Origin of the sequence: Peptoniphilus phoceensis, assembly GCF_001517665.2 — a bacterium.
GTDB classification, from domain to species: domain Bacteria; phylum Bacillota; class Clostridia; order Tissierellales; family Peptoniphilaceae; genus Peptoniphilus_A; species Peptoniphilus_A timonensis.
Genome location: NZ_LN999807.1, coordinates 147,137 through 173,688 on the forward strand (window position 1 = coordinate 147,137; position 26,552 = coordinate 173,688).

A 26,552-nucleotide genomic window follows, 5' to 3' on the forward strand; every position below is an offset into this window, starting at 1 on the left:
TAAAAATGAATCGATCAACAGAACGTAACAGAAGGCTAGTAATAGCTGCCATGCTTGGTGCAATTACCGTTGTACTCAGTCTTACTCCCCTTGGACTAATTCCACTTGGAGTAATTAATGCAACTACAATGCACATACCAGTAATTATTGGAGCAATAGCAGAAGGTCCCGTAGTTGGAGCTTTAGTTGGACTTATTTTTGGAGTATCTTCTCTTTTAAATGCAATTTTAAGAAATGCAAGTCCCGTTGCTTTTGTCTTTTACAATCCCTTAATTTCTGTTGTGCCAAGAATTTTAATTGGGATAACTTCCTACTATTCTTACACAGCTGTAAAAAAACTTGAAGACAAAAATTTGAGAAATCTTACAAAAGCACTTTGGGGTCTTATCTCAATATTTTTAGTTTATTTACTTATCAAAAATATTAGGACTGGTGGAACAGCACTTAATATTACATTTGTAGTGATATTACTTGCACTATGTATTGGATTTTTAGTTTATTCTTTTAAGTCAAGTGAAAAGGACTTTCCTATTGCCATAGGTGCCTTTGTGGGATCAATGACTAATACTATTTTAGTTCTTGGTGGAATTTATCTTATCTATGCAAAGAGATATGTAGAAGCTCTAGATATACCACTAGACAATGCAAAATCAGCAATCCTCGGTGTATCAGTTACATCAGGAATACCTGAAGCAATCTTATCTGTTATAATAACTACAGCAGTTATAAAAGCTTTAAAATCAAGAAGGGGTTAATATGTTACTTGCAATTGATATAGATAATAGGTCAACAGACTTTGGAGTCTATGATAAAGATGAACTAATAGATAAATTTTCCATTACAACTGACAAAAACAGGTCTGTTGTGGAAATTAAACTGACAATTAAATTAATTTTAAAAGATAAAAATATAAATCTCAGTGAAATTGATGAAATTATAATTTCCAATGTAGTTCCCGAACTTTCATCTTCTTATGAAATGATTTCAAGAGAACTAATTGGCAAAAAACCAATAGTTATATCTGCTGGAGTTAAAACTGGTCTAAATATAAAATGTGAAAGTCCAAGAGAAGTTGGCAGCGACAGAATAATAAAAGCTGTGGCAGCCACTCACAAATACAAGAGCAATATAATAATTGTGTCTGCATCATCAATTACGACAATTGACTATATCAATGCAAAAAAAGAATTCCTGGGAGGACTGATCCTTCCGGGAATCAACTTACTTCAAGATTCACTTGTAAGAGGAAGTGCAAAACTCCCTCATGTGGAAATAAAAAGACCTGATGATATTATTGGAAAAAATACAGAAAAAGCAATCCAAAGGGGTCTTTACTTTGGCTACAAAAAAGCAGTCCTTGGGATAATTGATGAAATAATAGAATCCTATTCACTGAAAAAAGATAATACAAGTATTTTAATAACTGGTGCCTATGCCTATCTTCTTAAATTTTGTAAATACGAAATGATAAGAGAAGATGAACTGGGCATAAGTGGTTTAAAATATATTTACGACTTAAATAAAAACAAGGCTTCATAAAAATAAGCCTTGTTTTTTTATCTATATTTTATTAAATCCTTTGTATCAACCTTGTGGAAGTTGACATCAAATCCACTTAAATCCACAATCTTTTCCATAGTGTATCTAAACTGATCTATATCTCCTGTAATATAAAAATCAATTTTTCTATTTGGAATTTCTTCGTGATTTTCTTTTATATTTAAAATATTCATGGCATCAAGGACAGTTTTGTAAGCTGGATCCACCATTAAAACTTTTTTACCTTGTGAATTTAAAACTCTTTTAAAAGAATCTTCGACAAGAGGATAATGAGTGCAGCCCAAAATCATAGTGTCAAAATCATAGTCGCCAAATTCATCTAAGTACTCTTTTACAATTGCATCCATATAATCCTTTTCAAACTCTCCCCTTTCAATAGCAAGGGTGAGTTTTGGACAATAAACAGATTTTAATTCAATAGATGGGTCCATAGACTTTAGGACTTTTTCATAAACTTTACTGTTTACACAAGATTTAGTTGCAACTAAAGCAATTTTCTTTGTATTTGTCCTCTCAAGTGCGTTGATGCTACCTGGTTCGACAACTCCAATTATAGGATACTTATATTTTTCATTTGACTCTTTTAAACCATGACTTGTAGCTGTATTACAGGCAATGATAGAAAGATCTACATCTAAATCTTTGAAATATCCCATGACTTCCATTGTATAATTTTTTATCTCTTCATCAGTTCTTGCGCCATAAGGCATTCTAAGAGTATCCCCAAAAAAGACAAAATTTTTATTTTTTATTTTATTTAAAGCGACTTTTAGAACTGAAAGCCCACCGACTCCACTGTCATAAAAGCCAATCATATTTTTTCCCATTAAATCACCAACTCTTTTATTATAATACTATATAAGATGAAAAACAAAAAGAATAATAAACATTTATAGCATAATATGTAAAATTTCATAAAAATATTTACTAAAATTTTTCACATTTTAATTTTATAATATCATAGAAAAAAACCTGCCAACTAAGTCAGCAGGTTTTAAGTGGTGCACCTTTACGGACTCGAACCGTAGGCCCACTGATTAAGAGTCAGTTGCTCTACCAACTGAGCTAAAGGTGCATATAATAATTTTACTTTTGAGCTGTACCATCAGTACAACAAAAATAATTATAAATAAAAAAAACACTCCTGTCAAGTGTTTTTTTATTTTTTTATTTCCTAAACATTCTATAATCAGCCTGCTCTTCAAACATCTCATAAATAGCATCAATAGTTCTTTCACTGGCTTCTCTAGCTTCTTCAGGATTTTTTTCTTCTATTAAATTATAAATTCTTTGTAAATTTTTGTAGTGTTTGCCATAATTTGCCTTGTTCTTAAAAATAAAATTCCCAAACCTGTAAAGTCTTTTATTTACCATAGTCATAACTTCATATAGAATTTCATTGTTTAGTGATTTTACAAGTGCTAAATTCCACTCTATTATAAGATTTTGTGCCAACTCTTCTTCCTCATTGTCTATGGCTATTCCAAGTTCTTTGTTTATTTCTTGAAAATATTTGGTATTTTTTCCCAATCCTTTTTCTGCCAAGAGTTCGACACAAAGAGGCTCTAAAGATTTTCTCACTATATATAGATTTTTGGCTTCCTTGACAGAAATTTTAGAAACAATATATGATTTTCTTGGAAAACTTGTTACTAAACCATCATTTTCTAATTTTTTTAGAGCTTCCCTCACTGGAGTTCTAGAAACATCTAATTCAGAAGCGATTTCCATCTCTATAAGCTTATCTCCAGGTAGTAATTTGTTTTTTAAAATTTTTTCTTTTAAATCTCTATATACCATATTACTAAGAGATTTTTTATTAGTCTTTAATTCCAAAAATCTCACCTCCCTATTTTAAAAAATGTTTTCCTTTAGTGCATTAAATTCTTTTTTTCATTATAACATATTGAGGGTAGTTTTCTACTATTATTTACTATTTATTTACTTATTTTTACTAAAAATACAAAAATCTATAAAAAATATGAATAGATAAAGCTCTTCTGGGTAGAAAAATATAGAGAGAATTGTTAAATTTTAGGAGGAATTATGAATAAGAAAATTTTAATGACAACTGTTGGACTTGGATTAGCACTTACTCTTTCAGCATGTGGTCCAAAAAACCAAGCTCTAAATACAAAAAATGAAAAGACAAATAATACAGCAACAACTGCTAATGCTAATACAAATGCAGCTGCAAAAGAAAATGCTAATAAAAATGCAAATAAGAGTATGAATGATGCTCAAACAAAAGAAGAAACTGCAGTAAATAAGGGTGCTGTTGCAAACTTAGATCCAGGAATTGCTTTTGACGGTTTCAAAAAACTTCACGCTGACGCAAAGATTGAATCTTTCGGACTTGATGTTGAAAATGGAAAAGCCTACTACACAGTTGATGGCTACGATGCAAAAAATGAATACGAAGTTAAAGTTGATGCAGTTACTGGTGATATTGTAAAAGATGAAGTCGAAGCAGAAAACACTTCAAATAAAGTTGCTGACGTTCAAATACACATGGTTGAAGCTGTTGACAAGTTCATGGATGAAGCTTTAAAAGACGCTGGTCAAGGCTATGAAGCTGGCGAATACGAAGTAGAATACGATGACGGAAAGTATGTAGTAAGTGTTGAAGTTGTAAACGGAAATAAAGACATCACTTATGAATATGATCTTGAAACAGGAAAATTAATAGAAAAAGATATGTAATTTAAAGAAAAAGAGGCTTTGACCTCTTTTTTTCTTGTTTAAAATTAAAGTAAAAAAGCTTTCATCTCCACATCAAGAGATAAAAGCTTTTTTTTATTTTAAATTTTTATATCTCTGCAGGGCATCTTTATAGGCAGAAATTATTGCCTTAGTAGATGAAGCATTGTATCTTCTTTGGACTTCTTCAACAATAAGGTCGTGGTCATTTATATTTTTTCCAATAAAAATTCCCTTTATAAACTTTCTAGTAAGTTCAAGAGTTGCATTGGTATCCGCATCGATAATCATGCCATCTTCTTCAACTTCAAAGGCTAAATAGAAAACTCCGTAAATCTTTGTTATTGCATTATCAGAACTAGTCCTTGCTTCTCCCGTGAGATATAAAGTATTTTTCATCCTATTCTCCAATTTCCTCATAAATTTTGAGAGAGATTTTGCCTATGATTTCTTTTGCAAGTACATTTGACTGGGCTTCATTTACTAAAACCACTAGAATATAGTTTTTCTTATTAGTAAAAAATATTCCGCCATCATTTTCTAAATTATCTAAATTGCCACTTTTGCTTGCAATCTTTATATCTTCTGATAAAAATCTTTGAAGTCTACTTCTTTCCTGCTGCCTCAACAATATATCAAGAGCAAGATCAGATAAATCTTCTCTCAAAAAAGTTTTTTCATAAATCATTTTTAAGATTTTTAATATATCTTGAGACGATGTATAATTGTCAAATCCCTTTTCTTTGGCATCTAAGTCCATCATTTTTCTTTGAAGACTTGTATTTAATAGCCCAAGTTTTTCCCCAAGGTCATTTACCTCATCCATGCCAAGGATTTCTATTAAAATATTTGTGGCAAAATTGTCACTTACAATTATCATAAGAGTCAAAAGCTCTCTAATAGAAAATGTGTGATCCCATGAAAGTTCTTTTAATATTCCAGATCCATCAACTTTTTTATAATCTTGAATTTTTATTTTTTCTTCAAGATCCAATTCTTTTCTTTCAACTTTTTCTAAAACCTTTAGCATAATTAATAATTTTATCATGCTTGCTGAAGGAACTTTTTTATCTCCATTTATAGCAAAGTTTTCATCTTCATCTAAATCATAAAAACTAATAGAAATATTTGCAGAACTGTCTTTCACCATATCTTCTATTTCTTTTTTCAATTTATTATAGTTTATCATAGGAAGCCTTTCTTTTCTATCAAACTAGCTAAGTAATTTTAAAATTTGTCCCATGCCAATTCCCAAGAAGTTACCAACAGCAGCACCTAGTACTCCCATTAGAACTCCTATACCTGCATAAGATGCGTCATAGGCAGATGCTACTATTGGAGCTGATGCTGATCCACCAATGTTAGCAAGAGATGCTGTTGAAACCATACAAAGATCCCAGTGAAAAACTTTTGAAAGTAGATACATAAGTACTACGTGAATTGCTAGTATGAAGATTCCATAAACTACCCACATTGGTGCAGATATTAAGTCTACTACTGATGCTGTTGATGCAAGTAAGGAAACTACGGCGTATAGATATACGTTTGATAATTCTTCTACTGCTGGAAGTTTTCCTATTGGAGATAGGGCACATATAAGTCCTAGTATTGTTACGAATAAAGTTGTTATTGTTCCTTTATCGAACATAGCAAGACCTGCGTTTGTAAGTCCTTCAGATAGTTTTGCTCCAACTAGTTGTGAAAGTGCTGAAACTATTAGTGATAATCCAATTAAGAAAATCCAATCTGCTGAATCTGCATTTTTCTTTCCCTTTGCTACTTCTTCTGCTGCTGCATCTGCTACTGCTTGTAGTTTTGATGTGTCAGCTTTTGTTGATTTGTTCCATTTTGGTGCGTATCTTACTGCTAATAATAGTAGGGCAATCCAAAGTGAATAGCAAACTGTGTCAAGTGCAAGGGCACAAGAGTAAGCTCCTGCATCTACTGGAAGTGCTGCTTGCATAGCTGCCATGTTTGCTGATCCTCCAACCCAAGATGCAAATAGTGCTGCTACTGCTGCCCAAGTGTCTGTTCCCAAAGTGTGTTTAAAAATTGGGTATCCAATTAAAAATCCTACAAATAGGGTTGCTGAACATCCCAAGAATATTGCTACCATTCTGCCGCCTAGTTTTGCAAGTTTTTTAAAGTCACAACGTAATAACATTACAAAAATCATTGCATACAAGAGGTTATTTTTTAGGGCTGAATATGTATCTGAACATGCGTCTGATGCGTATAGGCCCATTGTGCAGAATATCATGTTTAATACGTAGATAAATACAAGTGGTGGAACTACATTAAAAATTTTCCATTTTGTGTATTTTTCAAGTGCTAAGAGGGCTCCTGCCACGAACATTAAAAATGCGATGTAAGTAAATCCATTAGTAATAACCATAATTATCTCCTTTCATTTTTTATTTTTATTTAAGTTAGTTTTAACTTTCTATTTTTTAATTTTGTTTTTAAATTTTATGATTTCAATTTTTAAAGATCTAGGTATTTTATTCCCTTAACTGACTTTATTCCAAGTCCAAAGTCATCTGTGACTGTAACTTCTTTTTCATCAAATACTGCTCCACCTTCTATTGGATCTTCTGAGCAAAGTACTGGTCCGTCTAAATCAATTTTTGTTATTATTTGTTTTGCACAAGCTAAGTGAACTGCTGCGTTTACAGATATTTTTGCTTCTAACATGCAGCCAATCATACATTCAACTCCACAAAGTTCTGCCATGCTTGTGATTTTAAGGGCATTGTAAAGTCCTCCGCACTTCATAAGTTTTATGTTAATTAAGTCTGCTGCCTTCATGTTTAAAATTGTCATAGCATCTTCTGGAGAAAATACACTCTCGTCTGCAAGAACTGGCACTATGGAATGGTCTGTTACGTATTTTAATCCTTCGTAGTCGTGAGCTTTTACCGGTTGTTCTACGAGTTCTATGTCCAAAAGTTTTTCTTGCATTGAGTCTAAAATCCTAACTGCTTCTTTAGGTTTCCATGCTTGATTTGCATCTATTCTTATTCTCACATCTGGACCAACAGCTTTTCTTATGGCTTCAAGTCTTTTTACGTCAAGGCTAGGATCAATTCCCACTTTAACTTTTAGGGTATCATATTTTCTTTTAACTGCGTCTATGGCATCTCTTGCCATTTCTTCTGGGTCATTTACAGAAATTGTTATGTCCGTAATTATTTTCTTTCTTGATCCACCCATTAATTTGTGAACAGGAATTTTATGTAGCTGACCATAAAGATCCCAAAGAGCCATGTCACAAGCTGCCTTTGCACTTGTATTTTTTACTATGCAAGAATTTAAATCCTTCATTAGATTTTCAAAATCGTCAACATCTCTTCCCACTATTGTTTTTATTATGTGGTCTTTGAAGGCTCCTATAATTGAATATTGTGTCTCTCCTGTCACTGCTCCTGTTGGTGGTGCTTCTCCATATCCTATTTGTCCTGTGTCTGTGTGTATTTCAACTATTATGTCTTCAACACTATTAACTGATCTTAGGGCTGTCTTAAAAGGAACCCTTAATGGAACTGATAAGATTCCTAATTTTACTTCTGTAATTTTCATATTTACCTCCTTTAAATAAATATATAATTTAACTTCGAGCTATTATTTATAAATTCATATAAAAAAACCCAGCAAAATAAAAGATGTTTATTTACTGGGTCTCATAATGTTTTTTGATCTACTGTAATAGCTCATGCAAAATGAAGCAGTTAATATTTATTTGTGAAAACATTTTACTATTTTTTAGCCGATTTGTCAATATGTTATCAAGCTAAAGTGTATGACACAAAAAAAAACTCTGGCATTGCTACCAGAGTTAATTTCTATTTATAAATCTTATTCAAATTTTCCGTGACAGTTTTTATATTTTTTTCCACTTCCACATGGACATGGATCATTTCTTCCTACTTTTTCTTTTTTTCTAACGTAGGGTTTTTTCTTTCCGTCATCTGGATTTACAGTTTCAACTTCTTTTGCCACTCTAACTCTTTTTACTCTTTCAGGGTTAACAACGTGGTAAAGCATCTTAACTGTATCTTCTTTTATTGACTCGTTCATTGCTTCGAACATGTCAAAACCTTCTTCCGCATAAGCTCTTACTGGGTCAGTTTGTCCTACTGCACGAAGTCCAATTCCCTTTCTTAGTTGATCCATTGCATCGATGTGGTCCATCCATTTTTGGTCAACATTTTGAAGTAAGGCAACTCTTTCGATTTCTCTGAATTTTTCTTCGCCGAATTCTTCTTCTTTTTCAAGATATTTTTCATCAGCAAGTTTCTTCATATAATCTTTTATAGAGTCTACAGTTGGATTTTCAAGTTTCTTTAAGAAGTCTTCTTCAAAATCAAAAGTAGCTACGCCAAAGTTTCTAATTGATTCAAAATCAAGATAATTTTTGTTGTTGTCATCAAGCTTATTGTAGAAATCAACAGTCTTGTCGATAACATCATTTCTCATTGCTATAATGTCATCTTTTAGGTTTTCACCTTCAAGTACTCTTCTTCTTTCTGCATAAATAACTTCTCTTTGTTTATTCATAACGTCGTCATATTTTAGGACATTTTTACGAATACTAAAGTTATTTCCTTCTACTTTTCTTTGAGCTGATTCAATTAATCTTGTCAAGATTTTGTGTTCAATTGGTTCATCTTCTTCTGGATCAAGTTTTAGCATTGTTTCTTTAAATCTATCTCCAGCAAATAGTCTAATTAAATCATCATCTGCTGAAATATAAAATCTTGAAGAACCTGGGTCTCCTTGACGACCTGAACGTCCACGAAGTTGGTTATCAATACGTCTTGATTCGTGTCTTTCAGTACCAATAATTCTAAGTCCACCAACTGCTTTAACTTCTTCAGCTTCTTTATCAGTATCCACTTTGAATTTTTTTACAAGAGCTTGATAATCTTCTCTTGCTTTTATAATTTCTGGGTCTTCTGTCTTGAAGTATGAATCTGCATATTCAAGCATTTCATCTTCCATACCTTGCTTTTTAAGTTCTTTCTTTGCAAGATATTCTGGGTTACCACCAAGTACAATGTCGGTACCACGACCAGCCATGTTTGTAGCAATAGTAACTTGTCCAAAACGACCAGCTTGTGCAACTATTTCAGATTCTTGTTCGTGCTTTTTAGCATTCAAAACATTGTGCTTAATGCCTGCACGTTTTAAATATTTTGAAAGAGCTTCAGACTTGTCAATTGAAACTGTACCAACTAGAACTGGTTGTCCCTTTTCATGCGCTTCAGCAATTTCTCTTGTAACCGCTTTGAATTTTGCATCTTCATTTAGATAAATGTGATCATTGTCATCTTCCCTTTGTACTGGTTTATTTGTAGGAATTTCAACAACGTCAATATTATAAATATCTCTGAATTCGCCTTCTTCTGTCATGGCAGTACCTGTCATACCAGAAAGCTTGTCATACATTCTAAAGTAGTTTTGGAAAGTAATAGTTGCAAGAGTTTTTGATTCAGCTCTTACTTCTAGACCTTCTTTAGCTTCAATAGCTTGGTGTAATCCTTCAGAGTATCTTCTACCATACATTAGACGACCAGTAAATTCATCAACTATAATAACTTCGCCATCCTTAACAACATAGTCAATGTCTTTTTTCATTGTTCCTGCTGCCTTTAGAGCTTGATTAATATGGTGAGAAAGTTCCATGTGTTCTGCATCTGCTAAGTTATCTATGCCAAAATATTTTTCAGCCTTAGCAATACCCTTATCAGTAAGAGTTGCAGTCTTGTCTTTTTCATCTATTACATAATCAACAGTTTCTTCTTCGAATTCTCTGTTAAATCTTTCAAGATCAATTTCATCTTGGCTCTTAATTCTGTGGCTAAGTGTATTTACAAAATCTCTTGCCCTTACATATAAGTCAACAGATTCGTCGCCTTGACCTGAAATAATAAGAGGTGTTCTCGCTTCGTCAATTAAAATTGAGTCAACTTCGTCGACGATACAGAAGTGTAGTCCTCTTTGAACCATTTCTTCTTTATAAATAACCATGTTATCTCTTAGGTAGTCGAAACCAAATTCATTGTTAGTACCATAAGTGATATCTGCATTGTAAGCAGCCTTTCTGTCATCTTGATCCATATCGTGGATAATACATCCAACAGTAAGACCCAAGAATTCATAAACCTTAGCCATCCAGTCCCTATCACGACTAGCCAAATAATCATTTACAGTTACAACATGAGTACCCTTACCTTCAAGAGCATTTAAGTAAGCTGGCAGTGTAGCAACAAGTGTCTTACCTTCACCAGTTTTCATTTCAGCAATTCTACCTTGATGAAGAATAATACCACCAATAACTTGAACTCTAAAGTGCTTCATTCCAAGCACTCTCCAAGCAGCTTCCCTTACAACAGCAAAAGCTTCTGGAAGTAAATCATCAGTAGTTTCACCATTTTTAATTCTATTTTTAAATTCTTCAGTTTTATCTTTAAGCTCATTATCAGAAAGTTTTTCCATCTCGCCTTCGAGACTCATAACTTTATTCACAAGGGGCTCGATTTTTTTTAGTTCCCTTTCGCTATAGGTACCAAAAATCTTTTCCATTAAACCCATTTTACCACTCCTTTTACCTGACGTATTATTTTATCATTAAATGGCATATTTTACAATAAAATTCACTTTTCATATATCTCTATAAATTATATTGTTACTAATATTTAATGTCAATATAAATAAGATAATTACTTAATTTAAATCCTATCTTCTAAGCTATTGCTATACAAATGAAAAATTTTATTATAAAATGTATTAAATAAAGAGGAGGTTAATATGATACTAGTAGTTGACTTTGGCGGCCAATACAATCAGTTAATAGCAAGAAGAATAAGAGATCTAAATATTTACTGTGAAGTTGTCCCATACAACAAGGCCTTAAAAGAATTAGAAAATAGAAAAAACGTAGAAGGAATAATATTTACAGGTGGACCTAACTCAGTTTACGAAGAAGGAGCACCACAAATAGAAAAAGAAATCTTCGACAAAAACATTCCAATCCTTGGACTTTGCTATGGAATGCAAATCATGGCCCACACATTAGGTGGAAAAGTAATAAAATCACCTAAAGAAAGAGAATTTGGAAAAACAAAAATAGAAACAAAAAAATCAGAAATCTTCGAAAACCTATCTCAAGAAGAAACAGTTTGGATGAGCCATGTAGATAGAGTTGAAAAAGCTCCAGAAGGATTCGAAACAATAGCAAACAGTGCTAACTGCCCAATAGCAGCAATGGCAAATGTAGACAAAAAACTCTATGCCCTACAATTCCATCCAGAAGTAAACCATTCAGTCCATGGAAAAGAAATGTTAGAAAACTTTGCAGTAAAAATCTGTGGAGCAAAAAAAGATTGGACAATGGAAAACTACGCCAAAAAATCAATCCAAGAAATAAAAGAAAAAGTCGCTGACGGTAAAGTACTCCTTGCCCTATCAGGTGGAGTTGACTCATCAGTAACAGCTGCCCTACTATCAAAAGCAGTTGGCGAAAACCTAACTTGTATCTTTGTAGACCACGGTCTAATGAGAAAAAATGAAGGTGACGAAGTAGAAGAAGCCTTTAAAAATTCAGGCATGCACTTCATAAGAGTAGACGCAGAAAAAAGATTTTTAGATAAACTATCTGGCGTGACAGACCCAGAAAAGAAAAGAAAAATCATTGGCGAAGAATTTATAAGAGTCTTTGAAGAAGAAGGCCAAAAAATAAAATCCGTAGACTTCTTAGCACAAGGAACAATATATCCAGACGTAATAGAATCAGGACTAGGCGATTCCGCAGTAATAAAATCCCACCACAATGTTGGAGGATTACCTGACTTCGTTGACTTTAAAGAAATAATAGAACCACTTCGCATGCTATTTAAAGACGAAGTACGTGACTTAGGACGAGAACTTGGACTAGCAGACTATCTAGTAGATAGACAACCCTTCCCTGGACCAGGACTTGCCATAAGAGTAATGGGCGAAATAACAAAAGAAAAATTAGACATACTTCGCGATGCAGATAAAATCTTTAGAGACGAATTAGAAAAAGTAAAACTAGAAGACATCAACCAATACTTCGCAGTCCTAACAAACAACAGAACAGTAGGAGTAATGGGCGACTTTAGAACCTACGACTATACACTTGCCCTTCGTGCAGTATCAACAACAGACTTTATGACAGCAGACTTTGCAAGAATACCTTGGGAAATCTTGGATAAAGTATCAAATAGAATAGTAAATGAAGTAGACCACATAAATAGAATAGTGTATGACATAACATCAAAACCCCCAGCAACAATTGAATGGGAATAGTAGCAAAAAAACAAAAAACTTTGTAAAATCAATGGTTACAGAAGATTAAAAACTGTAACTGGGATTAAAATGGGAACATTTGTCAAAAAGAATAAATTGAATAATAGTTCCAAGTGGTTTACATTCGGACAAAAAATCAGACCGTAGTTTCAAGCTGCGGTCTTTTATATTATAAAAACATCTCGTTATTATTAATAAAAAAAAATCAACTTAAAATATATTTAACAGATGAAGAAAAAGAAGTTTTTGAAAAGAAGATGAAACTTGCTAATTGCAAAACTATGTCCCATTTTTTAAGAAAATGTGTATTAGAAAAAGAAATATATATTGTAAACCTAGAACCAATTAGAGATCTCCAATGGCTACTTTCAAATGTAACAAATAATATAAAACCAGATCGCAACAGAAACTAATACAACTGGAGTCATTTATAAGAAAAATATTGATTATATGAGAGAAAAAATAGAAAAATTGGCAAAAGAGATATGGGATATATATTCCTTGTTTTTAAGAAAAACTAAATAGAATTCAGCTGAAATAAATCTTAGACCTGTAAGAAGTTTTTAAAATAAGATATAATATATTCAAATGAAATGCCGATTTTTAAAATGACAAGAGAGAGAAATCTATGCAAAACTTTGGCAAAATTATTTTTAGAATAGACCAAGTTTTAGAAGAAAAAAGTATAAGCAAAAATAAATTAGATAAAGAAGCAAACCTTCAAAGGACGCAACTTAATTCTTATTGTAATAATAAAGTTAAAAGAATTGATTTAGAAACTATAGCAAAGATTTGTTATGTTCTTGAGTGTAAGGTTGAGGATATTATAGATTATGTCAGGTAATTAAATGAATAAATACGAAACAATAAAAAATAGGTAACATGCATCAGATTGGTAACACTGAATCAGGAAAGTTTAATTATGTTAAAGCACTTAAAACAGTTGGAAAAAATATAAAAGATTACCAAAAAGGAGACACAGATACAAACCATCAATACTTAGGCATAAGATTTAAAAATGATAGATTAGTTATATTAGTAGAAACAAAAAATAAAAATAAGGATTTAATGATTTTTACAGTAAATTTGTAAAATAATTTAGAAAGAAGAAAATATTACAATAAAAAATAAGGGAGGGATAAATATGAAATACATACCAGTAAGTTTTGAAATGAAAAATGGTAGGATTTGCTAAATTAGAGAAATTCAAGTAAAAGATGCCGCAGAAACTATTGAATATTTGGAAAACCGTTATGGGAGAATCTAACTTTTTATACTATTATCCAGAAGAAATAACTCTGAATGTTGAACAGGAAAAGAAAACGATAAAAGAATTTAATGAATCTGAAGATATTCTTATGAATATAGCAGAAATTGATGGAAGATTGATTGCAAGTGCTCAGATTTCAAGATCAAAAAAATGAAAATGCATCATCGAGGAAATGTTGCTGTTACAGTTCTGAAAGAATTTTGGAATTTAGAAATAGGAAAGAAGATGCTTCTTTGTCTTGAAGACTATACTAAGGAATGGGGCCTTACCCAAATTGAACTGGACTATTTCTTAGGTAATATAAGAGATCAGATACTTTATGAGAAACTAGGATTCGTCAAAGTGGGGGAATTCCAGAAGCATTTATTTTGAAGAATGGAACACGATACAATAATATAAAAATGGTAAAAAGTATCTAAATAAATTTCCGATGTATAAATTTTTCAGTTGATGCGATTAATAATCCGCCTTAATAGATCGAAAAGATAGTGTCTGCAATCATTAATAATACTATAGGATGTTTTTGAGTGTTTCGTGTCATCATACAGATGGAGACAAATAGTTATGTAAACATAAGGAGCTCAAGACTTCTACCAAAGTTTAAAAATCGAAAAATTAACAGTTGGTGTGTTGCTTAGAGTAATGATTATATAATGACTATTGTAAGGAGTACACTAGTATAAGGAGGTAGTAAATTGTCAAAAATAAATAAATAGCAAATTTCTGCTAAAGGATTTTCAATTCAAGTTTATACTGAAGATTTTAAAAATGATTACAAAAGACTTAAGACTTAAAGAAGATGAAAACTTAAAATTATCATTATCTTGGAATCTGCATAGAGAAATATCAAAGATTAATTATAAAATCCATACCGATGCAATAAAAGAATACCTTCTTAAAGATTTAACCAATGAACAATTATCATTCAAGTATGCTAGTGAATCGGATATGCTAAATGTAGTATTATTTAATAAAACTGCTAAAGAGTAGCGTGAAAAAAATCAGGATTTAAAAGGTAATATGAGAGACTATGCAAGTTTAAATGAGTTATTGGTCCCTGCAAATATGGAAAGCTATAATGCGGTTCTTATCGATAAAAGGATGGATCAAAAAGAAAGAATGACAGAACTTAGAAAACTTGCTAGAAGACAATTGGTGTCAATTGAAAAGCTTGGTGATAGTGGTATCAGGAGATTAGAAAGAAACAAGTAGTTTTAACCGAATATAGAAAAATATTGTAAAACGTTGGTTTACCTTATTGAATGTGTAATTCTTAAAATGAGAGCAAAACCACTAGGAAATGATGATTTCTATATAATTAAAATTCTACAAATAATACCTCGGATTTTTCTTGTGGATCTAGCGGTATAATTATTAAAAGGGAAGATAGTGGCGATGAATACTTGGTTTCAAGCCTTCTACTAAGGAAATAAAAATATAGATTTTAAAAATATAAGGAGGAAAGTACATGATAAAATATCTTACTTTACTTAAAGTTCTAGAAGCGTTGAGAAAAGAAGCTCCAGAAGATTATAGAATTTATCATCCAAATAAGGATGATTTAGATAAAGTAAATCGTGCAAATTCTAGAGCTTATATTCATTTGCTTTTAAAAGCTAAATTTAATTTGTTGGATTTTGAGAAACGAGAAAAATTTGTTACAGATGATTCTCAAGATGGAGGAATTGACGCCTACTATATTGATCATGAAAATAAAAAAATATATTTTATTCAATCAAAGTTTAGAACGAATAATGATAACTTCATGAATAAATCTATCGAATTAGAAGAAATAAATAAAATGGATATAGATAGGATAAGTAGAGGTGAAACAATAGATAAAAATGGAATAAAATACAACGACAAAATCCAAAGATTAATACAAAATCTTTCAGAAATTGAGCAAATAAGTAGGTACGATTTTAATGTTATTATACTTGCAAACGTAAGTAGTGTACTTGCAGATGCAATGGGTAAGTTATTAAATTTTCCATTTGAAGTTTACAACTATGAAAGAGCATATGAAGAATTGGTTTTTCCTATAGTTAGGGGAACTGTTCATCAAGCAACAAATATTTCTGTTAATTTAAATTTAGGTTCGAAAAATAATTATACAATGGATTATTGGGTTGAAGACGAAGAATTTACCACATCTGTACAATTGTTTTTTGTTCCGATATTAGAAATTGCAAAATTAATGAGTTCATTTAAGAACTCTATATTGAAGTTTAATCCAAGAAGCTATTTAGGAGCGTCAGTCAATGAAGTAAACTCTTCAATAAAAGATTCTGTAATCAATCGTTCAGGTAATGTATTTGCATTGTTTAACAATGGAATTACATTGCTATCTGATAAAACATCATATACCTCAAGGACTGGCAGAGAAGGTATAGGTGAATTATCATTGTTAAATCCACAAATAATTAATGGAGGACAAACAGCTTACACTTTATCAACTGTTTTAGAAGATGATGACATAGATAATAAAGTATTTGATAATAAAGAAGTACTACTAAAGGTAATTACTTTTGATCAAGGGATGAATGATGAAGTAAGCAAACAAAGATTAATTGATGAGCTTTCATTAACAACAAATAATCAAAGTAAAGTAACAGTTGCAGATAGGAAATCAAATTCAAATGTACAAATTGATTTTCAAAAGTATATATACAATAACTACGGATACTTTTATCATAGAAAAACAGGTGAATTCACTGAAGGTATCGAAAAAGGCTATATTTCTAAAGATCAAATTATTAGTAGAAATACAATTATTAGAATTATCTATGCTATGAATGGTAGAGTAAATGCTGCCAGGCGAAATGGTGAAGATGCTTTATATAATATGAATGATTATGAGAAATTTTTCAATATAGATATAGGACCTGAAGGATATGATCGTATATATTTCTTATACATTGCATTTAAATATTTAGAAAAAAAAGAAAAAAAAGAAAATAGTAGATCCGATTATGGTGAAGGATTAAGATATGGGAAATATGCAATAATAAATGTTATTTCTAAATTTTTAACAGATGAATATTTTGATAGGACTGAAGATTCATTAAATTTGATCGTAGATGAAATTTTAGATCAATGGAAAGAATTTGAACGTATACAATCAAATAAAAAATCTAATATTGATTATTTCTATGAAAAAGAAGAAATTCTCAAGCAGGAGAATAAAAATGGTAAAGAAAAAATGGAAAATCTAGTTATTGCTACACGAGTTGAAGATTTTGATAATTATTATAAAGGCTCAACAATTAATAATGACTTAAATGATTACGAATTTAAAATAACTAAGATCGAAGAAACACAATCATGACTAATCTTCCGGTACTGGGACTGGGATTGGACTAAAAATTTGAAAACGTCCTATAATTAGGTGGATTTGGTGATACTCTAAAAAAAGGAATCTTGTATTTTGAAAGGTTTGGGATATATCGGACGTTTGGAAAAGAAGAATGGGAATAATAGCAAAATTTTATAAAAGTTTACAAGACCTTAGTTAATACTAGGGTCTTATTTATTTGTCATGATACGAAATCATAGCTATAAGAATTTTCTAAAGTGTGTTATTATATCTAGAAAATATAAAACATTTTTAAAATTAAATTTTAAATGTTAAATCTTGAAATAATTAAGCTGGATTAGCTTACTTAATAATTTTTTGAAGAGTTAATTTTTCAAAAACAATTTTAATGTTCTCAACTTAATTTTATATCTTGAAAATTTAATCTATCAAATCAATAATAAGGAGTGAAAAAATGTCAAATGACAACTTTGAAGTATTAAATGAATCAGCAATTCGTGGAAAAATTATTGTAAGGACTAGTATTATTGGAATAATCACAAATGTTTTATTAGCGGTCTTCAAGGCAATACTTGGTTTTTTGGTCAATTCCATTGCCTTAACCCTTGACGCTCTTAATAACTTGTCTGATGCTCTTTCCTCTCTTGTAACTATTATAGGAGAAAAACTCGCAAGCAAAGCACCAGATAAGAAGCATCCTATGGGTTATGGAAGGATTGAATATATTTCTTCTATGGTTATAGCTGCCCTTGTTCTCTATGCTGGAATCACTTCTCTAGTGGAATGTGTTAAAAAAATTATTAACCCAAGCCCTGCTTCCTACACCAAGCTTTCAATATTTGTAATTGGTCTTGCTGTTGTAGTGAAGTTTTTCTTAGGCAAATATGTCAAAGGACAAGGAAAAAAAGTAAACTCAGGCGCTTTGATTGTATCTGGGTCAGATGCCCTATTTGATTCAATTCTCTCACTTTCAGTTTTTATTTCTGCTATTATTTTTATGGTTTTTGGACTCTCTCTCGAATCTTATGTAGGTCTTGTCATCTCTGCCTTTATGATTAAGGCTGGTATAGAAATGATTCTTTCTACTATTGATGATTTAATTGGTCATAGATCTGATCCAGAAATGATTAAAAAGATTAAAGACTTAGTAAAAGAAGAAGAACCTGTAATTGGAGTATATGACCTTGCACTTTTTAATTATGGACCTAACAAATATTATTGCTCTCTTCATGTTGAGCTTCCAGACAATATGGATGTTGATGAGGTAGATAAACTTACAAGAAAATTACAATATAAAGTCTATAAAAAAACTGGTATTATATTGATTGCTCTGGGTGTTTATTCCTACAACACAAGGGACAAGGAAGCTGGAGAAATTAGGAGGACAATTGAAAGAAAGATAATGTCCCACGCTTGGGCCCTCCAAGTTCATGGATTTTATGTTGACACAAAAAATAAAAGTATTAGATTTGATGTTGTCTTGAGTTTTGATGTAGAAAGAGATGAGGCTTTAAAAGTTATTGAAGAAGAAATTTCTACACTTTATCCTGATTACAAAATTCAAATTGTTCCAGATATTGATTTATAATTTTAACGGCCCACTAAGGGCCTTTTTTATTTTCACATTTTAAAATTTTATCTTGACTATCCCCTTTCTCATTTGTCATAACTTATCTTTCCTTTCTTTATTATAGACCCCTAGCAATTGACAACTTTAGTAAATAATTGTATAATCGAAAAAATTACTTTTAACATTCTACCTATATTAATGGTTCTTTTGTGAGATTTTTTTAGTTTTCTTCCCTATTTTAGGGATTAAAAAATTTTTATCTATTTTTATTTATATGGTATTCTATTTTTATTTTTTATTTTCACAAATTTATGTTAAAGAATTTTATTAGCTTACTTATTTTAGATTACTTAAAAAGGAGAAAAAGATGAAAGTCGCAAAATTTGGTGGCAGTTCACTTGCCGATGCTCGTCAGCTGAAAAAAGTTAAGGATATTATTCTGGAAGATGACGCAAGAAAGTATATCGTGGTTTCTGCGCCTGGAAAAGGTGTTAACAACAATCACAAGGTCACTGACCTTTTAGCAATGTGCCATGAGCTAAGTGCGCACGAATTGAATTTTAATGAAGTTTACAAGATCATCGAAAATGTTTTTAAAAATATTGTTGATGATCTTGTTTTGGATATTGACATAAATAGTATTTTATCTAATGTTAAAGATGAAATTACTAAGGGTTCAAGTTATGATTTTGTCATAAGTCGTGGCGAATTTATCAGTGCTCAAGTTCTAGCTTCTTATTTGGGATATGATTTTGTTGATGCTAAAGATCTTATTGTTTTCACAAATGGAGTTTTAGATTTAGAAAAGTCAGAAGAAAATATTAAAAATGTTTTGACTAAACACGACAGGGCTGTAATACCTGGTTTTTATGGTGTAAAAGAAGACGGAAAGGTAAAGACTTTTTCTCGTGGTGGGTCTGACGTGACTGGTTCTGTAATTGCTTCTGCCCTTGATGCCGAAATGTATGAAAACTTTACAGATGTCTCTGGATTTTTAGTTGCAGATCCAAAAATAGTAAAAAATCCTGCACCAATGGGAACTATTACTTATAAAGAACTTAGAGAACTTTCTTACATGGGTGCAAAAGTTTTACACGAAGAGGCAATCTTTCCACTTAGGGACAAAAATATTCCTATTAATATAAAAAATACCAATGCCCCACATGAAGAAGGTACTTTGATTTTATCCAAGTGCGATGTGAAAAATAAAAATATTTTAACTGGTATTTCTGGCAAAAAAGATTTTACTGTTATAAATCTTGAAAAAGTAAACATGAATACTGAAAAGGACTTTTTCAGAAAATTAACTACAGTTTTTGAATCTAATGACATTTCTATTGAACACATGCCATCGAGCATTGATTCTGTTTCTGTGCTTGTTGCAGATTCTTTTATAACACCAAAGTTAAATAAGGTTCTTGAAGAATTAAAAATTTATCTAAATGTTGACAATCTTTCTTGGGAAAGAGATATTTCCCTTATTGCTGTTGTTGGTCGTGGCATGATAAATGAAAAAGGTGTTTCTTCTAGGACATTCACTGCTCTTGCCAGAGAGGGCATTAATATAAAGATGATAAGTCAAGGTTCCAGCGAAATTAATATTATTATTGGAGTTGAAACTAAGGATTTTGAAAAGGCAATTCGTGCTATTTACAAAGAATTTTACAAGGAGGACTAAAGATGAAGAAAGTAAATGTAGCTGTTGTAGGTGCAACTGGTTTAGTTGGAAGTATGATGTTAAAGGTTCTAAGTGAAGAAAATTTTCCTATAGATAATTTATATTTATTTAGTTCGAAAAAATCTGCAGGTAAAAAAATTGAATACTGTGGAAAAGAATATACTGTTGAAGAATTAAAGGAAGATTCTTTTGAAGGAAGAGATATTAAAATTGCTCTTTTCTCTGCAGGTGGTTCTGTAAGTGAAAAGTTTGCTCCCCTTGCTGCAAAAGCTGGTGCAACAGTTGTAGATAACTCTTCAGCTTTTAGAATGGACCCAGAAGTTCCCCTAGTTGTTCCTGAAATAAATCCTGAAGATATAAAAAATAATAAGGGCATAATTGCAAATCCAAATTGTTCTACAATTCAATCTGTTTTGCCACTTAAACCAATCCACGACAAATACAAGATAAAGAGAGTTATTTATTCTACTTACCAATCTGTTTCAGGATCTGGCATTAAAGGTATATCAGACTTGGAAAAGGGTACTAATCTTGCCTACAAGTATCCAATTAAAAACAACTGCATACCACAAATTGATGTATTTTTAGATAATGGTTACTCAAAGGAAGAGATGAAAATGATAAATGAAACTAAAAAGATTTTTCATGACGACTCCCTTCTTGTCACTGCAACAACTGTGAGAGTCCCTGTTAGAAATTCTCACTCCATATCAATAAATGTTGAAGTGGAAAAAGCTTTTGAAGTTTCCGACGTGAAAAAAATTATCTCAGAATATCCTGGCATGGTCTTAGAAGACGATCTTGCAAATGAAGTTTACCCAATGCCACTTATGGCAGCTGACAAAAACGAAGTCTTTGTTGGAAGAATTAGACGTGACTTTACTGTAGAAAATGGTCTAAATCTTTGGTCTTGTGCCGACAATATAAGAAAGGGTGCAGCGACAAACGCAGTGCAAATTGCTAAAAAAGTCTTGGAGGTTTAATTTGAAAATTGCAATAATGGGCTTCGGCACAGTGGGAACTGGCGTCGAAGAAATCTTATTCAAAAAAAGAGATGCCCTCTTAAAAAATAATTTTGATATAGAAATAGAAAAAGTTTTAATAAAAAATAAAAATAAAGAGAGATTTCCTCACAATAAGGACTTAGTCTTTACAGATGATTTTGATGAAATTTTAAATTCTGATGTAGACACAGTTATTGATGTCACTTCAAATTTAGAAGAAACTCATGATAGAATTGTAAAATTAATGAAATCTGGTAAAAATATTGTAACTGCCAATAAGGCCATGGTTTCAAAATATTTTGAAGAATTAAATGAACTTGCAAGAGAAAATGAAGTTTATTTTTCCTATGAAGCTTCAGTTGCCGGTGCAATTCCTATAATTCATCCAATAATGGAAGAAGCTTTTTTTAGCGACATGAATAAAATTTATGGGATTTTAAATGGAACATCAAATTATATTCTCTCAAAAATGGAGCTTGAAGGTTCATCTTATGATGATGTTTTAAAAGAAGCACAAGAACTTGGCTATGCAGAAGCAGATCCAAGTGCTGATGTTTTAGGTTTTGATGCCATGAGAAAGATAAGAATTCTTTCTTCACTAATTTATAAGGCAAAGATAGAAGAAGATGAGATTTTTACTTTTGGAATTTCAAATATAAAAAAATCTGATTTTGACTTTGCAAAAGATAAGGGCTATGCTATTAGGCTTCTTGCCAAATCAAAACTTTCAGATGGAAAAATAAATATTTCAGTAATACCAACTTTTTTAAAAGACAACTTTTTTGCAAAAACTTTTGATGGAATAAATGCAATAAAAGTTTGGGGCGAAAACTTTTCTTCTTATGAATTAAAAGGACCTGGTGCAGGTAAACTTGAAACTGCCGATGCAATTATGCGTGACCTTTTGAGGATTCTTGCAAAAAGAGAAATAAAAACTTTTTATGATGCATCAAATTCCTATAAAGTCACAAATAATTTGAAAAATAAATTTTATATTAGGACTTCAAAAATCTCTAGCCAATTAAAAAATTTAGTAGAAGAAGAAAAGTGCATTGGAGATGACCATCACATAATAACCAAAGAAATAAGTCTTGATGAATTAAGAAATTCTATAAAAGATCTTGATGATATATTTATAGCAGAAATCGAGGAGGAAATATGAAATTTTTATCAACAAGAAATTCTAATTTAAAAATTTCTGGCAGAGAAGCCATTGTAAAGGGAATTTCTGAAGACGGTGGGCTTTTTGTTCCAGAATCCTTCCCTTCCTTTGACATAATGGAAAATTTAGATCTTTCCTACGCAGATCTTGCTCACAAAATTTTGTCCCTTTATCTTACAGATTTTGACAGCCAAGATTTGTTAAAAATTATAGAAAAATCCTACGCATCTTTTGAAGATGAAATTGCAAAAGTAACTTGCAAAAAAGATTTTTATCTTGAACTTTATCATGGCAGGACTTCTGCCTTTAAAGACTTTGCCCTTTGCCTACTTCCAAATCTTTTAGCTTATGCAAAAAAATCTCTTGGCATAAAAGATAAGACTTTAATTTTAACTGCCACATCAGGCGACACTGGAAAGGCTGCACTTGAAGGATTTTACAACACAGAAGACATTGACATCTTGGTCTTATACCCAACAGAAGGCGTAAGCTCCATCCAAAAGGCACAAATGGACACAACAGATTCTCTTAACTCCAAGGTCATTTCCATTGATGGAAACTTTGACGATGCTCAAACTGCTGTCAAAAAAATATTTAATGATAAAAAAATTAAGGAAGAATTAAAAAAAGAAAATATTTATCTATCTTCAGCCAACTCCATTAACATTGGTAGACTTCTTCCCCAAATAGTTTATTATTTTTATTCTTATGCAGACTTAGTTAAGAAAGGAAAAATTTCTGAAGGAGAAAAAATTTCTTTTTGTGTCCCAACAGGAAACTTTGGAGACATCTTGGCAGGATATTATGCAAAAGAAATGGGTCTTCCAGTAGAAAAACTTGTAATAGCATCAAATGACAACAATGTCTTGACAGATTTCTTCACAAGTGGAACTTACGATGCAAATAGAGAGCTTGTAAAGACAATCTCCCCTTCTATGGATATCTTAGTTTCATCAAATCTTGAGAGATTAATTTTCCACAAGTCATCTGATGAAATTGTAAAAGAAAAAATGAAGGACTTAAATGATTCTCACATCTTCACTTTTGAAGGCGACTTTGATGAATTTTTGTGTGGCTATGCCAGCGAAGAAGAAACAAAAAATACAATAGCAAAAACTTTTAAAGAAGAAGGATATTTGATGGATCCTCACACAGGCGTTGCAAAAAATATTGTGGATAAGCTTGAACTTAAAAAAACTGTAATCTTATCAACTGCAAGCCCTTACAAATTTTCATCATCAGTCCTAGATGCTCTTGGCGAAAATATTTCCAAGGATGAATTTGAAAATATAAATATTCTCCATGAAAAAACAGGAGTTAAAATTCCTAATGAAATTAAAAAATTAAGAAATAAAAAAATTATTCACAATACAAAAATTTCAAAAGATGAAATTGAAGAAGAAGTTTTAAAATTTGCATCTCGTGGCAAGAGAATTTCAGTGCCTGCAAGTTCAGCAAACCTTGGACCTGGCTTTGATGCCCTGGGACTAGCCCTCGGACTTTATAACACTTGTGAATTTAAAAAAACATCTGATAAAGATCTTTTTGAAAAAAATCTTAAAGATAATTTAATATATAAGGCTTACAAATATGCCTTTGATTTTTACGAAAAAGAAATAATTCCTGTGGAATTTGATGTAAATACAAATATTTTCTTATCAAGAGGTCTTGGTTCATCAGCAGCTTGTATAGTGATGGGAATAATGGCTGCCTTTTCTGTCATGGATAAAGAATTTGATAAAAAAGAAATTTTAAAAATTTCAACAGAGATGGAGGGACACCCAGACAATGTTTCACCTGCTATCTTTGGCAATGCAAGTGCAGCAATTTTAAAAAACCAAGAAGTTTTTGTAGAAAAATTTGAAATCTCAAATAATTTTAAATTCTTGGCAATCATTCCTGACTTTAAACTTCCAACAAAATTAGCAAGAGAAGCCCTTCCACAAACTTACACAAAAGAAGATACTGTCTTTAATATCTCTAGAGTTTCTATGCTTATTTTATCTTTAATATCAGGAAATGAAGAAAATCTAAAAACTGCCCTTGAAGATAAAATTCACGAACCCTACAGATTAAAACTAATTCCAGAAATTGATGAAATCGAAAAAATAATTGCTGACTCCCCTGCCATTGGTCACTACCTAAGCGGTGCTGGTTCAACTATAATGGTGATTTTAAAATCTAGTGATAGAAAGTCAGAAAAACTCATAAAAAATAAATTGGAAAAACTATCAACTAGTTACAAAGTTATGCCAGTAGAAATTGATAAAAGAGGAGCCTTCTTAATTTAAAAAATTTAAAAAAACAAAGGTCGCATTGTCGACCTTTTTCTTTTTTTATAGGACAATTTCTGGTATTATTAATTTAAAATAAAATGTGAAAGGAGTAAGCATGAAAAATTTTAAGGTTAAGGACCTTGTCATAACATCACTTTTTATTGCACTTGTCTATGTATTCACTTGGATAGTAAAAATCCAACTTCCCTTTTCCCCAAATGGAGGTTTGATTCACTTGGGCAATGTCCCCTTTTTCCTTGCAGCAATATTTTTTGACAAGCGAGTTGGAATGACAGCAGGTGCTCTTGGAATGGGTCTATTTGATCTCACAAGTGGTTGGGTTCTTTGGTCACCCATGACAGTAATTTCGGCACTTATTATGGGCTACATTTTAAACAAAATGAATTACAAAAAATTAAATATTAAAAATTTAATTTTGTCCTTTGTGCTTGTGGCTATAGTGAAAGTTCTAGTTTATTACATAGGAGAAATTTTCATCTTGTCATCATTTATTGCACCTCTTGCCTCAATCCCAGGCAACTTAATTCAAATTGCAGTTTCATCTGTAATTGTCCTAATTGTTTTAAAACCAATGGAAAAAGTTTTTAAAAATTTTTAATTAAAAAATTACAAAAAAAGATAGCTAATTGAGTAAAACCATTTTTTGTTCTAACTCCAAAAGCTATCTTTCTTTTTTTATAAAATTTTAAAAATTATCTTGGATAATTACGTCCCTATTTTTATTTATGTCTTCAGCTTTTTTTAACATTCTTTCTAAATCTTCTTCATCAAAATCATAGACCTTGTCGCAGAAGTAGCAATTTACTTCAGCTTTTTTGTCTTCTTCTAAAATTTTACCAATTTCCTTTGGACCAACAGATACAATTGCATCTTCAACTTTTTCACGTGAACAGTTGCACTTGTATTCTATTTCTCTTTTTTCAAGAACTTTGTAGTTCATGTCTCCCATTAAAATTTCAATTAACTTTTCTGCATCGTGATACTCGTCAATTACTGAAGTCACATTGTTAAGTTTTTTCAAATTTTCTTCAAGTTTTGCAATTTCTTCTTCTCTGCAATCTGGCATAAGTTGAACTATAAAGCCGCCTGCCGCCTTAATTGAATAATCAACATCAACTAAAACACCAAGACCTACTGCAGATGGAACTTGATCAGATTGTAAAAAATAAACTGCTAGATCTTCTGCAATTTCGCCACTTGTAAGATTTACTGTTCCAGTGTAAGGTTTTTTCATTCCTGTGTCCATAACAAGAGTTAAATTTCCTTGACCAACTGCACCAGCAACATCAATTTTGCCATCAGATTCTCTTATAGGAAGATCTGCTGATGGATTTGTCACATAGCCTTTCACAAAGCCGTCATTTTTGCAAGTTGCAACAACAGACCCAGCTGGACCATTTCCGTTAATGGAAAGAGTTATTGAGTCCTTTTCATTTTTTTGCCAAGAACCAATAATTGCTGTGGCAGTAAGAACTCTTCCTAGGGCTGCCGAAGTTGTCTTTGATAATTTATGAATCTTTGCCGCCTCTTCCACAACATCAGTTGTTATAGCAGCAGAAATTTTTATAGTTTCTGTATCATCTATTGCTCTTAAAATATATCCCATTTAAATCACCGCCTACTATTATAACAGTTTTTAAGTAAAAATGGTGTATTTTAAAGCT

General features: G+C 31.4%; 23 protein-coding genes, 1 tRNA gene and 2 pseudogenes. 17 read left to right on the forward strand and 9 right to left on the reverse strand.

Annotated features, from left to right (window positions below; genetic code table 11):
- The first annotated feature begins 5 nt into the window (after positions 1–5).
- Both BN3657_RS01650 and BN3657_RS01655 read left to right on the forward strand, forming a co-directional pair.
- Complete coding sequence (locus tag BN3657_RS01650) at positions 6–755, forward strand: ECF transporter S component (protein ID WP_062551508.1); 750 nt, start codon at positions 6–8, stop codon at positions 753–755.
- A 1-nt stretch (position 756) separates the two neighbouring features.
- On the forward strand, positions 757–1,539 hold the full coding sequence (locus BN3657_RS01655; protein ID WP_062551509.1) for a type III pantothenate kinase: 783 nt from the start codon (positions 757–759) through the stop codon (positions 1,537–1,539).
- A 17-nt stretch (positions 1,540–1,556) separates the two neighbouring features.
- Here BN3657_RS01655 and murI read toward each other — a convergent pair whose 3' ends face one another.
- From murI to BN3657_RS01670, 3 genes are all read right to left on the reverse strand, one after another.
- Entirely contained in the window at positions 1,557–2,387 is an 831-nt protein-coding gene (gene murI, locus BN3657_RS01660) for a glutamate racemase (protein WP_062551510.1), read from the reverse strand.
- Between the two features lie 172 nt (positions 2,388–2,559).
- Positions 2,560–2,635 (reverse strand) — tRNA-Lys (locus tag BN3657_RS01665).
- 92 nt (positions 2,636–2,727) lie between these two features.
- The gene (locus tag BN3657_RS01670; protein WP_062551511.1) at positions 2,728–3,396 is read right to left on the reverse strand and encodes a GntR family transcriptional regulator; all 669 of its coding nucleotides are present in this window, start codon (positions 3,394–3,396) and stop codon (positions 2,728–2,730) included.
- Positions 3,397–3,606: 210 nt separating this feature from the next.
- Here BN3657_RS01670 and BN3657_RS01675 point away from each other — a divergent pair, with 210 nt between their 5' ends.
- On the forward strand, positions 3,607–4,263 hold the full coding sequence (locus BN3657_RS01675; RefSeq protein WP_062551512.1) for a PepSY domain-containing protein: 657 nt from the start codon (positions 3,607–3,609) through the stop codon (positions 4,261–4,263).
- Between the two features lie 93 nt (positions 4,264–4,356).
- On the opposite strand, the gene BN3657_RS01680 is transcribed toward BN3657_RS01675, so the two are convergent.
- The 5 genes from BN3657_RS01680 to secA all read right to left on the reverse strand — a co-directional run bounded on the left by BN3657_RS01680 (position 4,357) and on the right by secA (position 10,854).
- Positions 4,357–4,659, reverse strand: coding sequence for a DUF3870 domain-containing protein (locus tag BN3657_RS01680; RefSeq protein ID WP_062551513.1), 303 nt, complete (start codon positions 4,657–4,659; stop codon positions 4,357–4,359).
- Between the two features lies 1 nt (position 4,660).
- Positions 4,661–5,431: a serine hydrolase gene (locus BN3657_RS01685; RefSeq protein ID WP_230204169.1), complete on the reverse strand. Its 771-nt coding sequence runs from the start codon at positions 5,429–5,431 to the stop codon at positions 4,661–4,663.
- Between the two features lie 42 nt (positions 5,432–5,473).
- A complete protein-coding gene (locus BN3657_RS01690; protein WP_062551515.1) occupies positions 5,474–6,655 on the reverse strand; it encodes a DUF819 family protein in 1,182 nt (393 codons plus the stop codon).
- An 89-nt stretch (positions 6,656–6,744) separates the two neighbouring features.
- Complete coding sequence (locus BN3657_RS01695) at positions 6,745–7,839, reverse strand: dipeptide epimerase (protein WP_062551516.1); 1,095 nt, start codon at positions 7,837–7,839, stop codon at positions 6,745–6,747.
- A gap of 276 nt (positions 7,840–8,115) precedes the next feature.
- The gene (gene secA / locus BN3657_RS01700) at positions 8,116–10,854 is read right to left on the reverse strand and encodes a preprotein translocase subunit SecA (RefSeq protein WP_062551517.1); all 2,739 of its coding nucleotides are present in this window, start codon (positions 10,852–10,854) and stop codon (positions 8,116–8,118) included.
- Between the two features lie 216 nt (positions 10,855–11,070).
- Here secA and guaA point away from each other — a divergent pair, with 216 nt between their 5' ends.
- From guaA to BN3657_RS01770, 14 genes and pseudogenes are all read left to right on the forward strand, one after another.
- Positions 11,071–12,591 (forward strand): glutamine-hydrolyzing GMP synthase, encoded by a 1,521-nt coding sequence (guaA, locus tag BN3657_RS01705; protein ID WP_062551518.1) that lies wholly within the window; start codon positions 11,071–11,073, stop codon positions 12,589–12,591.
- A gap of 194 nt (positions 12,592–12,785) precedes the next feature.
- Positions 12,786–13,116, forward strand: a pseudogene (locus BN3657_RS01710) (plasmid mobilization protein).
- Between the two features lie 103 nt (positions 13,117–13,219).
- The gene (locus tag BN3657_RS01715) at positions 13,220–13,435 is read left to right on the forward strand and encodes a helix-turn-helix domain-containing protein (protein ID WP_062551519.1); all 216 of its coding nucleotides are present in this window, start codon (positions 13,220–13,222) and stop codon (positions 13,433–13,435) included.
- Positions 13,436–13,473: 38 nt separating this feature from the next.
- Positions 13,474–13,683 (forward strand): hypothetical protein, encoded by a 210-nt coding sequence (locus BN3657_RS01720; protein ID WP_062551520.1) that lies wholly within the window; start codon positions 13,474–13,476, stop codon positions 13,681–13,683.
- Between the two features lie 125 nt (positions 13,684–13,808).
- Positions 13,809–14,015, forward strand: coding sequence for a hypothetical protein (locus BN3657_RS08570; protein ID WP_230204170.1), 207 nt, complete (start codon positions 13,809–13,811; stop codon positions 14,013–14,015).
- Positions 14,012–14,233, forward strand: coding sequence for a GNAT family N-acetyltransferase (locus BN3657_RS08575; protein WP_222859613.1), 222 nt, complete (start codon positions 14,012–14,014; stop codon positions 14,231–14,233). The genes BN3657_RS08570 and BN3657_RS08575 overlap by 4 nt, the downstream gene beginning before the upstream one ends.
- Before the next feature lie 414 nt (positions 14,234–14,647).
- Positions 14,648–15,073 (forward strand): annotated as a pseudogene (locus BN3657_RS08685) (KilA-N domain-containing protein); the annotation flags it as partial.
- Between the two features lie 256 nt (positions 15,074–15,329).
- The gene (locus BN3657_RS01740) at positions 15,330–17,189 is read left to right on the forward strand and encodes an AIPR family protein (protein WP_062551521.1); all 1,860 of its coding nucleotides are present in this window, start codon (positions 15,330–15,332) and stop codon (positions 17,187–17,189) included.
- Between the two features lie 442 nt (positions 17,190–17,631).
- Entirely contained in the window at positions 17,632–18,765 is a 1,134-nt protein-coding gene (locus BN3657_RS01745) for a cation diffusion facilitator family transporter (RefSeq protein WP_062551522.1), read from the forward strand.
- A gap of 349 nt (positions 18,766–19,114) precedes the next feature.
- Complete coding sequence (locus tag BN3657_RS01750) at positions 19,115–20,425, forward strand: aspartate kinase (protein WP_062551523.1); 1,311 nt, start codon at positions 19,115–19,117, stop codon at positions 20,423–20,425.
- Between the two features lie 2 nt (positions 20,426–20,427).
- Positions 20,428–21,408, forward strand: coding sequence for an aspartate-semialdehyde dehydrogenase (locus BN3657_RS01755; RefSeq protein WP_019138673.1), 981 nt, complete (start codon positions 20,428–20,430; stop codon positions 21,406–21,408).
- 1 nt (position 21,409) lies between these two features.
- A complete protein-coding gene (locus tag BN3657_RS01760; protein ID WP_062551524.1) occupies positions 21,410–22,591 on the forward strand; it encodes a homoserine dehydrogenase in 1,182 nt (393 codons plus the stop codon).
- The gene (gene thrC, locus BN3657_RS01765) at positions 22,588–24,882 is read left to right on the forward strand and encodes a threonine synthase (protein ID WP_062551525.1); all 2,295 of its coding nucleotides are present in this window, start codon (positions 22,588–22,590) and stop codon (positions 24,880–24,882) included. Before BN3657_RS01760 ends, thrC begins: the two co-directional genes overlap by 4 nt.
- 100 nt (positions 24,883–24,982) lie before the next feature.
- Positions 24,983–25,486, forward strand: coding sequence for an ECF transporter S component (locus BN3657_RS01770; protein WP_062551526.1), 504 nt, complete (start codon positions 24,983–24,985; stop codon positions 25,484–25,486).
- 87 nt (positions 25,487–25,573) lie between these two features.
- Here the strand turns inward: BN3657_RS01770 and hslO are convergent, their stop codons facing one another.
- Entirely contained in the window at positions 25,574–26,494 is a 921-nt protein-coding gene (hslO, locus tag BN3657_RS01775) for an Hsp33 family molecular chaperone HslO (protein ID WP_062551527.1), read from the reverse strand.
- Positions 26,495–26,552 lie beyond the last annotated feature (58 nt).

What these genes read in the sequence shown, in the direction of transcription:
- BN3657_RS01650 (WP_062551508.1), top strand. Translation starts at nt 6, where the DNA reads ATGAATCGATCAACAGAACGTAACAGAAGGCTAGTAATAGCTGCCATG.
- BN3657_RS01655 (WP_062551509.1), top strand. Translation starts at nt 757, where the DNA reads ATGTTACTTGCAATTGATATAGATAATAGGTCAACAGACTTTGGAGTC.
- murI (WP_062551510.1), bottom strand. Translation starts at nt 2,387, where the DNA reads ATGGGAAAAAATATGATTGGCTTTTATGACAGTGGAGTCGGTGGGCTT.
- BN3657_RS01675 (WP_062551512.1), top strand. Translation starts at nt 3,607, where the DNA reads ATGAATAAGAAAATTTTAATGACAACTGTTGGACTTGGATTAGCACTT.
- BN3657_RS01680 (WP_062551513.1), bottom strand. Translation starts at nt 4,659, where the DNA reads ATGAAAAATACTTTATATCTCACGGGAGAAGCAAGGACTAGTTCTGAT.
- BN3657_RS01690 (WP_062551515.1), bottom strand. Translation starts at nt 6,655, where the DNA reads ATGGTTATTACTAATGGATTTACTTACATCGCATTTTTAATGTTCGTG.
- BN3657_RS01695 (WP_062551516.1), bottom strand. Translation starts at nt 7,839, where the DNA reads ATGAAAATTACAGAAGTAAAATTAGGAATCTTATCAGTTCCATTAAGG.
- secA (WP_062551517.1), bottom strand. Translation starts at nt 10,854, where the DNA reads ATGGGTTTAATGGAAAAGATTTTTGGTACCTATAGCGAAAGGGAACTA.
- guaA (WP_062551518.1), top strand. Translation starts at nt 11,071, where the DNA reads ATGATACTAGTAGTTGACTTTGGCGGCCAATACAATCAGTTAATAGCA.
- BN3657_RS01715 (WP_062551519.1), top strand. Translation starts at nt 13,220, where the DNA reads ATGCAAAACTTTGGCAAAATTATTTTTAGAATAGACCAAGTTTTAGAA.
- BN3657_RS01720 (WP_062551520.1), top strand. Translation starts at nt 13,474, where the DNA reads ATGCATCAGATTGGTAACACTGAATCAGGAAAGTTTAATTATGTTAAA.
- BN3657_RS08570 (WP_230204170.1), top strand. Translation starts at nt 13,809, where the DNA reads ATGCCGCAGAAACTATTGAATATTTGGAAAACCGTTATGGGAGAATCT.
- BN3657_RS08575 (WP_222859613.1), top strand. Translation starts at nt 14,012, where the DNA reads ATGAAAATGCATCATCGAGGAAATGTTGCTGTTACAGTTCTGAAAGAA.
- BN3657_RS01740 (WP_062551521.1), top strand. Translation starts at nt 15,330, where the DNA reads ATGATAAAATATCTTACTTTACTTAAAGTTCTAGAAGCGTTGAGAAAA.
- BN3657_RS01745 (WP_062551522.1), top strand. Translation starts at nt 17,632, where the DNA reads ATGTCAAATGACAACTTTGAAGTATTAAATGAATCAGCAATTCGTGGA.
- BN3657_RS01750 (WP_062551523.1), top strand. Translation starts at nt 19,115, where the DNA reads ATGAAAGTCGCAAAATTTGGTGGCAGTTCACTTGCCGATGCTCGTCAG.
- BN3657_RS01755 (WP_019138673.1), top strand. Translation starts at nt 20,428, where the DNA reads ATGAAGAAAGTAAATGTAGCTGTTGTAGGTGCAACTGGTTTAGTTGGA.
- thrC (WP_062551525.1), top strand. Translation starts at nt 22,588, where the DNA reads ATGAAATTTTTATCAACAAGAAATTCTAATTTAAAAATTTCTGGCAGA.
- BN3657_RS01770 (WP_062551526.1), top strand. Translation starts at nt 24,983, where the DNA reads ATGAAAAATTTTAAGGTTAAGGACCTTGTCATAACATCACTTTTTATT.
- hslO (WP_062551527.1), bottom strand. Translation starts at nt 26,494, where the DNA reads ATGGGATATATTTTAAGAGCAATAGATGATACAGAAACTATAAAAATT.